The sequence below is a fragment of the Streptomyces sp. NPDC038213 genome, assembly GCF_055600495.1.
In genome coordinates this window covers 203,563-216,838 of sequence record NZ_JBVJYM010000009.1, presented here as the reverse complement: position 1 = coordinate 216,838, position 13,276 = coordinate 203,563, and the positions used below count along the sequence as shown (strand labels likewise).

Genomic DNA, 13,276 nt, shown 5'->3' with positions numbered 1-13,276 from the left:
GGTCTCTCATCAGCGTCTCCGACGGCACCCCACGGACCCGGCGACACCACCCCCCAGGCCATCCAATCGACAGAGGGGACACAGCCGTACCGGGCCCGGAGGCCGGCGGCCCCTTGCAGGACCACCACATGCATAACGGGGGCGGACCTGCCCCGGGCTCCGCCCCCGCACACGGCCGGGGCGACCCTCCGCCTGAGCCGGGACGGGCCGGGGCGATCCCCAACCCGGGCTGGGAAGGGCCGGGTTGAGGGCCCCGGGCAGCCACCCGGCTCCCCGACCCGGCTCCGGCACCCGGCCCGGCTCCGGCCCCCGCCCCCGCCGGGCGGCCGCGAGCGGGACCTCCGGGCCGCCGGGCCGCCCGGCGCGGCTACCATGCGCCGCATGACGACGAAGATCGACATCCGGCCGGCGACCGCGGCGGACCTCCCGGCGATCGTGGCGATGCTCGCCGACGACCCGCTCGGCGCCACCCGCGAGTCCCCCGAGGACCTGACCCCCTACCGCGCGGCCTTCGACCGCCTGGCCGGGGACCCCCACCAGCTGCTCGTGGTGGCGGAACGGGAGGGCGAGGTGGTCGGCACCCTCCAGCTCACGGTCATCCCGGGGCTCTCCCGCAAGGGAGCGACCCGCTCGGTCATCGAAGGCGTCCGCATCCACCGCTCGGAGCGCGGCGCGGGACTCGGCGCCCAGCTGATCGAATGGGCCGTGGCCGAGTCCCGCGCGCAGGGCTGCGCCCTGGTCCAGCTCACCTCGGACGCCACCCGCACCGACGCCCACCGCTTCTACGAGCGCCTCGGCTTCGAGGCCTCCCACGTGGGGTTCAAGCGGCAGCTCTGAGCGGGCCGCCGGAAGGGGGACGGGCGGGCGGTGCGGACCGCCGCAGCGGTTACGGAGCGGGCTGTCGGTGCCGTCCGCCATGATGGGTCCGGGCAGCGCACCGGTGCAGGGGAGCACCGGCCGCCGCGCCCGGGGCGGGGGTACGGCGGTGCACGAGCCGATCGGCGGCGAAGGCCGCTCCCGACCCGTCCCGGAGGACCCCGGAGCGCCGTCCGGGGCGCGAGCGGACCGGCGGGCCGCCGGCCATGGTGCTCCCCGCCGCCCCCGACACGACGGACCGGGGAGCGGCCGAGACCGCCCCGGACGACGTGGTCACCCTCGGCCTCACCGAACTGTTCACGCGCACCGACGGGGTGGCCCTGCGCTGCCTGGAGCAGATCCGCCTGTGGAGCGGCAGCAGCGACCTGCCGTACGGCGGCCCGTTCGCGATCGTGCGGCAGCGGGCCACGTCCCGGGGCGCGGAGTGGATCAACCGGCTCCGCCGGGTGGAGCCGACCGTCGTGCACCGGCTGCGGGAGACGCCCTCCCAGGAGGCCGTGGGGACGTTCACGGAACCGCTGACGGGCAGCCCGGTGGTCGCCACCCGGCCCGTCGCCCCGGAGTTCGGCAACACCGAGGTCACGTACCACGGCCACGCCCCGAGGCGGTTGCCGCAGGGCTCGGTCCTCAAGGAGCTCGTCCTCGACGACCCGATCCGGGTGCGGACCCGGGACGGGCACCTGTACCCGATACCGGCGCTCGACGCGCCCGGCCTCCCGTGGGGCTACGGCGGCAGCGGTCCGCGGACCCTCGCCGTGTGCGTGGCCCGGCTGCCCGCTGACGCTGCTGGAGGTGTTCGGCGCCGAGGGCTTCGGCCGCCGCCTCGAAGCGGCCCGGCGGCACGGGGACGGGGACCCGGAGCTCCTCGCCCAGGCCCGCCAGGAGCTGGAGGTCTCCCCGTACAGCGCCCGGCCCCTGATCGAGGCGGTCCGGGTGGCCTGGGGCCTGCCCGCCGCACCTCCGGCGCCCGCGGCGGACCCGGTGTACGGGGTGCACCCCGCCTTCCCCCGGCCGCGCACGGCGGAGTGCCCGCAGCACCCGCGCACCCCCTGATGGAGCTGCTTCCCGCCCGAAGGTCCCGCGCCTGCGCGGGAGTTCGCACCCCCCCGGCGCTCCGGGGCGTCCTCCGGCGCGCGGGGACGCAGCCGCCGGGGCGTGACGCGGCTCACACGGGCCGCCCCCCTTCAGGCACCCGGAAAAACCAAGTAAGGTAAGCCTTACCTTAATCGGGATGGGGGCCGCCCTGCCCGCACCCGCCCGACCGCACCGCCTGGAGTCCCGTTGAGCCCGCACCGCGCCGCCGCACCGCACGAGCCCACCGCCGCCGACCGGGTGCGCACGATCCTGGCCCGCGCCACCTCCCTCTCCCTCACCACCAGCGAGCAGCAGTACGACCTGATCGGTCTGCACTCCGTCAGCCCGCGCGGCCGGATCCGCCTCCACCCGGAGGCCGGCAGCCCGCTGGCCCGGGAGGCGGCCGCGGCCCCCCGCGGCAGCCTGGCCGCCCTCCTGGAGTTCACCGACATCGCGCCCACCGCGGTCCGCGACCGGGTCCGGGCCAGGGTCACGCTCTCCGGCTGGCTGGCCCCCGAGGCGGACGGCGGCCTGCTGCGGCTGGACCTCGCGCGGGTGACCCTCCAGGACCCGGCGGGCACCGAGGACGTGGCGCTGGACGCCTTCGGGCTCGCCGCCCCCGACGCCCTCGCCGTCGAGGAGGCCTCCCTGCTCACCCACCTCTCGGACGCCCACGCGGACCTGATGGACGATCTGCTCGCCCTGGCCGGCGCCCGGCTGCCCGAGGGCATGCTCCGGGCCGTGCCGTACGCGATGGACGCCCGGGCGCTGACCCTGCGCTGCGAGTACGCCGCGGGCCACTGCGATCTGCGGCTGGTCTACCCGGAGCCCGCCCGGGACGCCACCGAGGCGGGCGAGCGGATCCGCCAGATCCTCACCGCGCCGCGCCCCTGCACCCACCGGCACCACACCCACCACTGACCGGGCGGCCCCGACCCGAGCCCGACCGGCAGACAGCCGACAGACAGAGACAGACACAGCCGACCGAGGAACGGACGGACCGAGAGACCGGCGGGCCCGCCCCGGCCCACCGGCAGAGCGGCGCGCCCCCGCACACCCGGCACCCCACCCACCCCGCGCGCCCTCCCAGACGACCGAAGCACCCCGAAGAAACGGAAGATGATGACCTTAAGGGTCGCGGTGGCCGGCGCCAGCGGCTACGCGGGCGGGGAGATCCTCCGCCTGCTCGCCTCCCACCCCGAGGCGCAGGTCACCACGGTGACCGCGCACAGCACCGCCGGGCAGACCCTCGGCGCGGTGCAGCCCCACCTCCCCGGCCTGGCGGACCTCGTGCTCCAGGAGACGACGGCGGCCGTCCTGAACGGCCACGACGTGCTGTTCCTCGCCCTGCCGCACGGCCAGTCGGCCGCGCTGGCGGCCGAGTTGGACCCGGCCACCCTCGTCCTGGACTGCGGGGCCGACTTCCGGCTGCGCGAGCCCGCCGACTGGGAGCGGTTCTACGGCACCCCGCACGCGGGCACCTGGCCGTACGGGATGCCCGAACTTCCGGGCGCCCGCGACGCGTTGAAGGGTGCGCGGCGGATCGCCGTACCGGGCTGCTACCCGACCGCCGTCACCCTGGCCCTCCATCCCGCCTTCGCGGCGCGGCTGGTGGAGCCGGAGGCGGTGGTGGTCGCGGCGAGCGGCACCTCGGGGGCCGGCCGGGCCCTCAAACCGCACCTGCTGGGTGCGGAGACGACGGGCTCGATGAGCCCGTACGGGGTGGGCGGCGGCCACCGCCACACACCCGAGCTCACGCAGAACCTGTCGGAGGCGGCGGGCGGGCACGTCACCGTCTCCTTCACGCCGACGCTCGCTCCCATGTCCCGGGGCATCCTCGCGACCTGTTCGGCCCGGCTGCGCGCCGGGCTGCCGGCCGGGGACCCGGCGCGGACGGAGGCCGAGGTGCGGGCCGTGTACGAGAGGGCGTACGCGGACGAGCCGTTCGTACGGCTGCTGCCGCCCGGGCAGTGGCCCGCCACGGCGGCGGTCCTGGGCTCGAACTCCGTACAGGTGCAGCTGGCCGTGGACCCGCACGCCCGCCGGCTGGTCTGCGTGAGCGCGATCGACAACCTCACCAAGGGCACCGCCGGCGGAGCGGTGCAGAGCATGAACGTCGCCCTCGGCCTGCCGGAACGGCTGGGCCTGCCCACGAATGGAGTGGCACCGTGACCGTGACCGCCGCCCAGGGATTCCTCGCCGCCGGTGTGGCCGCCGGCATCAAGGAGTCCGGCGATCCCGACCTGGCCCTGGTGGTGAACCGCGGGCCCGCCCGCGCCGCCGCCGGGGTCTTCACCTCCAACCGCGTCCAGGCCGCCCCCGTCCGCTGGTCCCGCCGGGTCCTCGCGGACGGGCGGCTGTCCGCCGTCGTGCTCAACTCCGGTGGCGCCAACGCCTGTACGGGCCCCACCGGGGAGGGTGACGCCCGCGTCATGGCCGAGCGCACCGCGGGCGCCCTCGGGGTTCCGCCCGAGGAGGTCGCCGTCTGCTCCACCGGGCTGATCGGCGTCCTGCTGCCGCTCGGCCGGGTCACCGCCGGGATCGAGGCCGCGGCCGCCGCGCTGTCCGCCGGGGGCGGCGAGGCCGCCGCGGTCGCCATCAAGACCACGGACTCCGTGCACAAGACGGCCGCCGTCACCCGGGGCGGCTGGACGGTCGGCGGGATGGCGAAGGGGGCGGGGATGCTCGCCCCCGGCCTCGCCACCATGCTCGTCGTCCTCACCACCGACGCCGAGGCCGGCGCCGGGCTGCTCGACTCGGCCCTGCGCGCGGCCGTGCGGACCACCTTCGACCGGGTGGACTCGGACGGCTGCATGTCCACCAACGACACCGTGCTGCTGCTCGCCTCGGGCTCCTCCGGACGGGTCCCGGACGAGGGGGAGTTCGCCGCGGCCGTGCACGCCGTCTGCCTCGACCTGGCACGGCAGCTGACCGGGGACGCCGAGGGCGCCTCGAAGGAGATCGAGGTGGCGGTGGCCGGGGCGGCCTCCGAGGAGGACGCCGTGGAGGTGGCCCGTACGGTGGCCCGCAACAACCTCCTCAAGTGCGCCCTCCACGGCGAGGACCCCAACTGGGGCCGCGCACTGGCCGCCATCGGCACCACCGGCGCGGTCTTCGACCCCGACCGGATCGACGTGGCCGTCAACGGGGTCTGGGTCTGCCGCGGCGGCGCCGCCGGGGAGCCCCGGGAGAAGGTGGACCTGTCGGGCCGCCGGGTCCTGCTGCGGATCGACCTGCACGCCGGGGAGGCGTCCGCCGCCGTGTGGACGAACGACCTCACGGCCGCGTACGTCCACGAGAACAGCGCGTACAGCTCATGAGCGGCCCCGGAGCGCCCCGCGGCGCCGTCCTCGCGCCGCTGCCCCCGCAGCCGGCCGCGGAGCCCGGCCCGCACCCCGCCCCGCCGGCCGGGCTGCGCGGCCGCACCGTCGTGGTCAAGTTCGGCGGCAACGCCATGGTGGACGACTCCCTCCAGCGCAGCTTCGCGCAGGACGTCGTGGCCCTGCACCGCGCCGGCGCCCTGCCCGTGGTGGTGCACGGCGGCGGCCCGCAGATCAGCGCCATGCTGGGGCGGCTCGGGCTGGAGTCGCGGTTCGAGGCCGGGCAGCGGGTCACCACCCCCGAGACCATGGACGTGGTCCGGATGGTGCTGACCGGCCGGATCCAGCGGGAGCTGGTCGGCGCGATCAACACCCACGGACCGCTCGCCGTGGGCCTGTCCGGCGAGGACGCGCACACCCTGACCGCGGTCCGCCGGGTCGGCTACGCGCAGGGCCGGCCGGTGGACCTCGGGCTGGTCGGGGAGATCACGGCCGTGGACCCCGGGACGGTGCGCGCCCTCCAGGGCCAGGGCCGGATCCCGGTGGTCTCGCCCGTCGCCCGCGGCGCGGACGGCCAGGTGTACAACGTCAACGCCGACCTCGCCGCGGCCGCGCTCGCCGCCGCGCTCGGCGCCGAGCGGCTGCTCGTCCTGACCGACGTGGAGGGGCTGTACGCGGACTGGCCGCACAGCACCGAGGTCGTCGGACGGCTCACCGCAGGCGACCTGGAGGCGCTGCTCCCGGGCCTGTCGAGCGGGATGCTGCCCAAGATGGAGGGCTGCCTGCGGGCGGTGCGCTCCGGGGTGGGCCGGGCCCAGGTCCTCGACGGCCGGGTACCGCACGCGGTCCTGTACGGGCTCCAGCCGGCCGCCCCCGGCACCACGGTCCACCCGGACCCCGCCGCACCCGCCCCCGCCCCGCACGCGGGTGCGCCGGGCCGCGCCGTACCCGCCCCCCGTACCGAGGAGGGCCCCGCATGACCGCCGAAGACAGCGCCGCGGCCTACGGCACCGGGCCCCTCGCCGAGCGCTGGCGCGCGGCCGTGATGGACACCTACGGCACTCCCCCGCTGGCCCTGGTGCGCGGCGAGGGCTGCCGCGTGTGGGACGAACACGGGCGCGCGTACACGGACTTCACCGGCGGGATCGCGGTCAACACCCTCGGGCACGGCCATCCGGCGGTGGTGTCCGCGGTGACCGCGCAGATCTCCCGGCTCGGGCACGTGTCGAACCTGTTCGTGTCGGAGCCGCCCGTGGCCCTGGCCGAGCGGCTGCTCGGCCTGCTGGGGCGGCCGGGCCGGGTGTTCTTCGCCAACTCCGGTGCGGAGGCCGTGGAAGCGGCCTTCAAGATCGCCCGGCGGACCGGGCGGCCGGGGGTCGTGGCGGCGGCGGACGGGTTCCACGGGCGCACGATGGGCGCCCTCGCCCTGACCGGGCAGCCCGCCAAGCGCGAGCCGTTCCTCCCGCTGCCCGGCGGGGTGGCGCACGTGCCCTTCGGTGACGTGGAGGCCCTGCGGGCCGCGGTCACCGAGGACACGGCCGCCGTGTTCCTGGAGCCGGTGCAGGGCGAGGCGGGGGTGCTGCCCGCCCCGCCCGGCTACCTGCGGGCTGCCCGCGGGATCACCCGCGAGACCGGCTCCCTGCTGGTCCTCGACGAGGTGCAGACCGGCATCGGGCGCACCGGGCACTGGTTCGCCCACCAGGCGGAGGAAGGGGTGGACCCCGACGTGGTGACCCTGGCCAAGGGCCTGGGCGGCGGGCTGCCGATCGGGGCCGCCGTGGCCTTCGGCCCGGCGGCCGCACTGCTCGGGCCCGGCCAGCACGGCTCCACCTTCGGCGGGAACCCGGTGGCCTGCGCTGCCGGGCTGGCCGTCCTCGACGCCGTCGAGGCCGAGGACCTGCTCGGGCACACCGTACGCACGGGCAAGCTGCTCCGGCACGGCATCGAGGAGCTGGGGCACCCCCTGGTCCGCGAGGTGCGCGGGGCGGGGCTGCTGCTGGGCGTCGTCCTCACCGAACCGGTCGCCGCCCGCGTGCAGCGGGCCGCGCAGGACGCCGGGTTCCTCGTGAACGCGGCCGGCCCCTCGACCGTACGGCTGGCCCCGGCGCTGACGGTCTCCGAACGCGAGGCGGCCGCGCTGGTGGCCGCCCTCCCGGAGATCCTCGGCACCTGACCGGCTCCGCCCGCCCACCCGGACAAGGGGGGCCGGATCCCCGCAAGGGGACCCGGCCCCCCTTCCGCGTACCCGCGGGACCGCGTACCGCTGAACTCCCCTGCCTCCAGGGGGCCGTACCGCCGGCCTCCGCACCGGCGGGGGCGGGGCCCGGAACCGGACCCGTCGGTGTCGGGGCGGCGGGTCCGGCAGGCCAGGCGGGTCCGGACACCGACGGGCCCGGCAGATCCACGGTCAGAGGGTGCGGGCGAGGACCCGGGCGCCGCGGCCCGGGTCCAGGGTGCGGGCCCAGGCCGCAGGCGCGCGCTCCGCGCCGACGGGTGCGAACCCGTACCGCAGGAACAGCCGGCCGCTGCCGGTGGTGGCCGTGAACAGGGCGGTCAGCGAGCGCTCCGCGGCCCGCGCGAGCGCGGCCTCCAGCAGCCCCGCGCCCAGTCCCCCGCCCTGCCGGTGGCGGGCGACGCAGACGTTGTAGACCACCCCGGCCGCGCGGACGGCAGCCCCTGCGGGGCCTCCCGGGCTCTGCGCCGGGTACGCACCGAGGGCCAGACAGCCCTCGAGGGTTCCGTCGGCGGCCTCCACGACGAGGAACTCCCCCGCGTGCGCCGCGAAGACGGACGGGGCGCGCCCGCGCAGCGCCCCCGACCGTACGAAGGGGGCGGAGAGGGCGGCGAGGGCCTCGGCGTCCGCCGGTACGGCCGGCCGGGGCAGGCGGGCCGGAAGCAGCGCATCCGGTCTCCCGGGGGGGCTCCGGGGAGGCGGGGGTGTCGGCGGAGAACGGGGAGGGCGCGGCGGGCGGGGCCCCGGCCGGCCGCGGTGGAGCCGTGGTCAAGGGGTTCCTTCCTCGGTTCCGCCGCGGGCGGCCCGGGTGGCCGGACCGCCGCACGTCCCGGCGGAACGCTCGGAAACTAAGGCTAGCCTCACCTAACCAGAACTCCAACTTACGCACCGGTAGCCGGACTTGGGACCCGCAGACCCCGCAGACCCGACCCCGCCGACCCCGCCAGCTCCCGCCGGGCCGGACCCGACCGGCCCGATACCGCCCCCTACCCCTTCAGCCGCTCCCGCGAGTCGACCCCGTCCACGTACGTCGTCACGACCTCGATGTCCCCGATCCGGGAGGTCTCCACGCTCCGCGGATCGTCGCCCAGCACCACCAGGTCGGCCCGCTTGCCCGGACTCAGGCTGCCGGCCCGGTCCTCCCAGCGGCAGGCGTACGCGCCCGCAACGGTGTAGGCCCGCAGCGCCTCGTCGATCCCGACGGCCTCGCCGGGGCCGATCAGGCGGCCGGACTCGGAGGCCCGCTCCACCATGAACTGGATCGCCCGCAGCGGGGCGCCCTCGGTCACCGGGCGGTCGGAGCTGCCGACCAGGGTGACCCCGTGGTCGAGGAAGCCGCGCCCGCGGTACATCCACGGGGCCCGCCGCTCCCCCATGACGGTGGCGTAGTCGTCGCCGAAGTACCGCAGGAAGCTGGGCTGGACCACCGCGCTGACGCCGAGCCGGGCGAACCGCGGCAGCTGGTCGGGGCGGACGAGCCCGGCGTGCTCGATCCGGTGCCGGGCGTCGGGGCGGGGCCGCTGCCGCTGGGCCTCCTCCAGGGCGTCGAGCGCGAGGTCGACGGCGCGGTCCCCGATGGCGTGGACGGCGAGCTGCCAGCCGGCGAGGTGCCCGTCCACGATGAGTTCGGCGAGGGCCTGCGGGTCGTCCTGGAGCTGTCCGGTGCCGTCGGTGCCCTCGTACGGCTCGGTGAGGGCGGCCGTACGGGCCATCATCCCGCCGTCGGTGTAGATCTTCAGGGCGCCGACGGACAGCCAGTCGTCCCCGAAGCCGGTGCGCAGGCCCAGGTCGAGCCCGCGCGGGATGCCGTCGCGCGCGTGGGCGCCGATCGGGCGCAGGGTGTCGCCGCCGGGCATCAACTGGACCCGCAGCGGCAGCCGCCCCTGGTCGCGCAGGAGCTGGTACGCGCCCAGTTCGGCGGGGCTGTGGCCGAGGAGTCCGCCGCCGATGCCGGCCTCGGCGGCGGCGGTGACCCCCTCGGAGAGGCAGACCCGGCCCGCGTGCTCGATGGCGTCGGCGAGCTCCTCCTGCGCGTAGGGCAGCCGCAGCCGCCGTACGGCGCCCATGGCGGCCTCGACGAGCAGGCCGTCCTCGTGCGGGACCCCGTCGGGGAGCAGGTCGAGGACGGCGGTGTTGACCACGCAGGCGTGGCCGGAGGTGTGCATGAGGAAGACCTTGCGGCCGCGGCTGACGGTGTCGAGGTCGGCGGCGGTCAGGTGGCGTCCGAGGGCCCGCTGGTCGTAGCCGCCCACGTGCACCCAGCCCGCCGGGTCGGCCTTGGCGGCGGTGGCTGCGGCGACGACGTCGAGGACGCCCTCGACGGTGGTGATCCCGGCGAGGCCGGGCGAGTTGGCCTTGAGCCCGGCCCAGGAGAGGTGGACGTGGCTGTCGATGAACCCGGGGAGCACGGTGGCGCCCTGGAGGTCGACCACCTCGCGGGCGGGCAGGCCGGTGACGGCCTCGTCGAGGCCCACGATCCGGCCCCGCCAGATGCCCAGGTCCCGGGCGGTGGGGCGGTCGGGGTCCATGGTGAGGAAGGTGGCGTTGGTGAGCCTCGTGCAGAGCATCAGCGGGTTCCGTTCCAGCCTGTCTCGGCCATCAGTGCGTCGGCGGGGGTGCTGCGGGGCCCGGCCCCGGCGGCCTCCGGGGAGGCGCCCCCGGCGGACCGGTGGCGGGGGGCCGCGGGGATCATCAGCGGGGTGCCGGTCTCGGGGTCCTCGATGATCCGGCAGGGCAGCCCGAAGACGTCCTCGACCAGCTCCGCGGTCATGACCCGCGCGGGCGGCCCCTCGGCGGCGACCTTGCCGCCGGGGCGCAGCACGATGAGGTGGTCGGCGTACCGGCAGGCCTGGTTGAGGTCGTGGAGCACGGCGACGACGGTGTGCCCGCGGCGGGCGTGGAGTTCGGCGCACAGGTCGAGGACCTCGACCTGGTGGGCGATGTCGAGGAAGGTGGTGGGCTCGTCCAGGAGCAGGATGGGCGTCTGCTGGGCGAGGACCATGGAGAGCCAGACGCGCTGGCGCTGGCCGCCGGAGAGGTCGTCGACGGGCCGGCCGGCGAGTTCGAGCACGCCGGTCTGGTGCATGGCCTCGACCACGGCCGCCTCGTCCTCGGCGGACCACTGGCGCAGCATCCCCTGGTGGGGGTAGCGGCCGCGGGCGACGAGGTCGCCGACGGTGATCCCGCCGGGGGCGGTGGAGGTCTGCGGGAGCAGTCCGAGCCGGCGGGCGACGGCGCGGGTGCGGTACGAGGAGATGGCCTGCCCGTCGAGGTAGACCTGCCCGGCCTTCGGTTTGAGCATCCGGGCGAGGGCCTTGAGGAGGGTGGACTTGCCGCAGGCGTTGGGGCCGATGATCACCGTGAAGGAGCCGTCGGGGATCTCCACGCCGAGGTGGGTGGCCACGGTCCGCTGGTCGTAGGAGAGGGTCAGGTCCTCGGCGCGCAGCCGGGGGCCCGCGGCGGCGCCGGGGGCGCCCTTCGCGGGCGGCTGGCTCGGTGTGGTGGTCATGCGCGGCTCTTTCGCGACTCGGAGATCAACAGCCAGATGAGGTAGAGCCCGCCGACGGTGCCGGTGACGGTGCCCACGGGCAGCAGGGCGGGGGCGAAGAGGCGCTGCGCGAGCAGGTCGCTCGCCGCGAGCAGCAGCGCCCCGAAGAGCGCGGCGGGGGCGAGGGCGGGGCCCGGGGAGCGGGTCAGGCGGCGGGCCAGCTGGGGGGCGGCGAGGGCGATGAACCAGATGGGTCCGGTGACGGCGGTGGCGAAGGCGGCGAGGGCGACGCTGACCAGCAGCAGGACGGTCCGGGTGCGGGCCACGTCCACGCCCAGGGCGGTGGCGGTGGCCTCCCCCATCTCGGCCATGGCCAGGCGGCGGGACAGCAGGAGGGCGGGCGGGAGGAGGAGCGCGAGGGCGAGGAGGATCGCCTGGGCGTGGGTCCAGCCGCGGTTGCCGAGGCTGCCGATGAGCCAGGCCTGCGCCTCCAGGGCCTCCTGGAAGGTGGCGCGGGTGATCAGGTACGAGTTGACGGCGAGGAGCAGCGAGCTGACGCCGATGCCGATGACGATGAGCCGGAAGCCCTGGAGCCCGCGGCCGATCATGAGGAGCCAGACGGCGGCGGCGGTGGCGAGCCCGCCGGCGAGGGCTCCGGCGGCGATCTGGGTCATGCTGCCGTGCAGGACGATGATGACGACGAGCGCGCCGACGGCGGAGCCGTTGGTGAAGCCGATGACGTCGGGGCTGCCGAGGGGGTTGGCGGTCAGGCTGGTGAGGATCGCCCCGCTGACGGCGAGGGCGGCGCCCACGCCGAGGGCGGTCAGCAGCCGTGGCATGCGCAGGGTGTTGACGACGAACTCGGCGGCGGGGTCCCCGCTGCCGGTGAGGGCCCCCAGCACCTCGCCGGCGGAGAGCGGGTAGTCCCCGGTCATGAGGGTGGCGAGCACGACGGCGGCGAGGACGGCCGCGGCGGCGGCGCTGACGCCGAGCGTGCGGGTGTGCACGCGCAGCGCGATCCGCCCGCGCCGGCTGCGCAGCACGGCCCCGGTGACGACGCGCGGCGCCGCGGGGGCGGGGGCGGGGGCGGGCCGGGGGTCCCGAACGGCGGTCACAGCATGGCCAGCTTCCGTCGGCGGCACAGGGCGAGGAACAGGGGGGCGCCGAGGAAGGCGGTGACGATGCCGACCTGGAGCTCGCCGGGGGCGCCCAGGACGCGGCCGAGCACGTCGGCGCCGACGAGCAGGACGGGGGCGAGGAGGGCGGAGTACGCCATCACCCAGCGCTGGTCGGGGCCGACGGTGAAGCGGGCCACGTGCGGTACGGCGAGACCGACGAAGCCGATGGGGCCGGCGGCGGCGGTGGCGGCCCCGCAGAGCAGCACGACGGCCACGGCGCCCAGGACCCGTACGCGGCCCACGTCGACGCCGAGGGCGCGGCCCATCTGGTCGCCGAGGGCGAGGGCGTTGAGGGAGGGGGCCAGGGCGAGGGCGAGCAGCAGGCCGGTGCCGATGAAGGGCAGGACCACGTACACGACCTCGTAGTAGCGGCCGGAGAGGGAGCCGACGGTCCAGAAGCGGAACTGGTCGAAGGCGCGCGGGTTGAGCAGCAGGACGGCCGAGTTGAAGGCGTAGAGCACGGCGGTCACGGCGGCTCCGGCGACCACCAGCCGCTCGGGGGTGGCGAGTCTGCGGCCCGAGGAGCCGAGCAGGTAGACGACGACGGAGGCGAGGGCGGCGCCGAGGAAGGCGAACCACACGTAGCCGAGGAGGGATCCGACGCCGAGGAAGGCGATGGCGAGGACGACTCCGGCGGAGGACCCCAGGCTGATGCCGAGGAGTCCGGGGTCGGCGAGCGGGTTGCGCGTCAGGGCCTGCATCAGTGCGCCGGAGAGGCCGAGCGCCGCGCCGACGAGGATCCCGAGGAGGGTCCGCGGGATGCGGTAGTCGTGGACGATGACGGAGGTCTCGGACCCGTCCGGGTTCCACAGGGCGTCCCACGTGGCGGTGAACGGGATGCCGCGGGTGCCCGTCCAGACGCTGAGCAGGGCGACGAGTACGAGGGCGCCGAGGGTCAGGAGCAGGCCGGCGCCCCGCAGGGCCGTCGCGGTCCGCCGTCCGCCGCCGGGCCGGGCGCCCGCGGGTGCGGGGCGGTCGGGCGGGGCGGCCCCGCGCTCGGGAACCGCCTGGGCTTCGGCCGGCAATGGAACTCCCCCTGACGGTCTTTCAGACGTACCGTGCGCTGGTGACCGCATGGACACGGACCGCAACTTAGGTGAGCCTAACC

Annotated in this window: 12 protein-coding genes; 7 read left to right on the top strand and 5 right to left on the bottom strand. The window is 76.5% G+C overall.

The features are described from left to right. The first annotated feature begins 381 nt into the window (after nucleotides 1-381). The 7 genes from ACZ7JZ_RS16590 (at nucleotide 382) to ACZ7JZ_RS16560 (ending at nucleotide 7,443) form a co-directional block, all read left to right on the top strand. Nucleotides 382-837: a GNAT family N-acetyltransferase gene (locus ACZ7JZ_RS16590; protein WP_470939129.1), complete on the top strand. Its 456-nt coding sequence runs from the start codon at nucleotides 382-384 to the stop codon at nucleotides 835-837. Nucleotides 838-1,668: 831 nt separating this feature from the next. Then, complete coding sequence (locus ACZ7JZ_RS16585; protein WP_470939126.1) at nucleotides 1,669-1,929, top strand: hypothetical protein; 261 nt, start codon at nucleotides 1,669-1,671, stop codon at nucleotides 1,927-1,929. Between the two features lie 228 nt (nucleotides 1,930-2,157). Continuing rightward, entirely contained in the window at nucleotides 2,158-2,871 is a 714-nt protein-coding gene (locus ACZ7JZ_RS16580) for a DUF2470 domain-containing protein (protein WP_470939123.1), read from the top strand. 201 nt (nucleotides 2,872-3,072) lie between these two features. Further along, the gene (gene argC, locus ACZ7JZ_RS16575; RefSeq protein WP_470939194.1) at nucleotides 3,073-4,122 is read left to right on the top strand and encodes an N-acetyl-gamma-glutamyl-phosphate reductase; all 1,050 of its coding nucleotides are present in this window, start codon (nucleotides 3,073-3,075) and stop codon (nucleotides 4,120-4,122) included. Further along, nucleotides 4,119-5,270, top strand: coding sequence for a bifunctional glutamate N-acetyltransferase/amino-acid acetyltransferase ArgJ (gene argJ, locus ACZ7JZ_RS16570; RefSeq protein ID WP_470939120.1), 1,152 nt, complete (start codon nucleotides 4,119-4,121; stop codon nucleotides 5,268-5,270). Before argC ends, argJ begins: the two co-directional genes overlap by 4 nt. A 134-nt stretch (nucleotides 5,271-5,404) precedes the next feature. Next, nucleotides 5,405-6,250 (top strand): acetylglutamate kinase, encoded by an 846-nt coding sequence (gene argB / locus ACZ7JZ_RS16565; RefSeq protein ID WP_470939191.1) that lies wholly within the window; start codon nucleotides 5,405-5,407, stop codon nucleotides 6,248-6,250. Further along, on the top strand, nucleotides 6,247-7,443 hold the full coding sequence (locus ACZ7JZ_RS16560; protein ID WP_470939117.1) for an acetylornithine transaminase: 1,197 nt from the start codon (nucleotides 6,247-6,249) through the stop codon (nucleotides 7,441-7,443). The genes argB and ACZ7JZ_RS16560 overlap by 4 nt, the downstream gene beginning before the upstream one ends. 234 nt (nucleotides 7,444-7,677) lie before the next feature. Here the strand turns inward: ACZ7JZ_RS16560 and ACZ7JZ_RS16555 are convergent, their stop codons facing one another. From ACZ7JZ_RS16555 to ACZ7JZ_RS16535, 5 genes are all read right to left on the bottom strand, one after another. Beyond that, nucleotides 7,678-8,079 carry a GNAT family N-acetyltransferase gene (locus ACZ7JZ_RS16555; protein ID WP_470939188.1) on the bottom strand — a complete coding sequence of 134 codons (402 nt, stop codon included), beginning with the start codon at nucleotides 8,077-8,079 and terminating at the stop codon, nucleotides 7,678-7,680. A 410-nt stretch (nucleotides 8,080-8,489) separates the two neighbouring features. Then, the gene (locus tag ACZ7JZ_RS16550) at nucleotides 8,490-10,070 is read right to left on the bottom strand and encodes an amidohydrolase (RefSeq protein WP_470939114.1); all 1,581 of its coding nucleotides are present in this window, start codon (nucleotides 10,068-10,070) and stop codon (nucleotides 8,490-8,492) included. Continuing rightward, nucleotides 10,070-11,011, bottom strand: a complete 942-nt coding sequence (locus ACZ7JZ_RS16545) for an ABC transporter ATP-binding protein (protein WP_470939111.1) — start codon at nucleotides 11,009-11,011, stop codon at nucleotides 10,070-10,072. Before ACZ7JZ_RS16545 ends, ACZ7JZ_RS16550 begins: the two co-directional genes overlap by 1 nt. Then, entirely contained in the window at nucleotides 11,008-12,105 is a 1,098-nt protein-coding gene (locus ACZ7JZ_RS16540; RefSeq protein WP_470939108.1) for a FecCD family ABC transporter permease, read from the bottom strand. The genes ACZ7JZ_RS16545 and ACZ7JZ_RS16540 overlap by 4 nt, the downstream gene beginning before the upstream one ends. Continuing rightward, nucleotides 12,102-13,193 carry a FecCD family ABC transporter permease gene (locus ACZ7JZ_RS16535; protein ID WP_470939105.1) on the bottom strand — a complete coding sequence of 364 codons (1,092 nt, stop codon included), beginning with the start codon at nucleotides 13,191-13,193 and terminating at the stop codon, nucleotides 12,102-12,104. Before ACZ7JZ_RS16535 ends, ACZ7JZ_RS16540 begins: the two co-directional genes overlap by 4 nt. Between the last annotated feature and the right edge of the window lie 83 nt (nucleotides 13,194-13,276).

Bases quoted from the DNA above. Each gene is read 5' to 3' on its own strand.
- ACZ7JZ_RS16590 (WP_470939129.1), top strand. From the start codon at position 382: ATGACGACGAAGATCGACATCCGGCCGGCGACCGCGGCGGACCTCCCG.
- argC (WP_470939194.1), top strand. From the start codon at position 3,073: ATGACCTTAAGGGTCGCGGTGGCCGGCGCCAGCGGCTACGCGGGCGGG.
- argB (WP_470939191.1), top strand. From the start codon at position 5,405: ATGGTGGACGACTCCCTCCAGCGCAGCTTCGCGCAGGACGTCGTGGCC.
- ACZ7JZ_RS16560 (WP_470939117.1), top strand. From the start codon at position 6,247: ATGACCGCCGAAGACAGCGCCGCGGCCTACGGCACCGGGCCCCTCGCC.
- ACZ7JZ_RS16550 (WP_470939114.1), bottom strand. From the start codon at position 10,070: ATGCTCTGCACGAGGCTCACCAACGCCACCTTCCTCACCATGGACCCC.
- ACZ7JZ_RS16545 (WP_470939111.1), bottom strand. From the start codon at position 11,011: ATGACCACCACACCGAGCCAGCCGCCCGCGAAGGGCGCCCCCGGCGCC.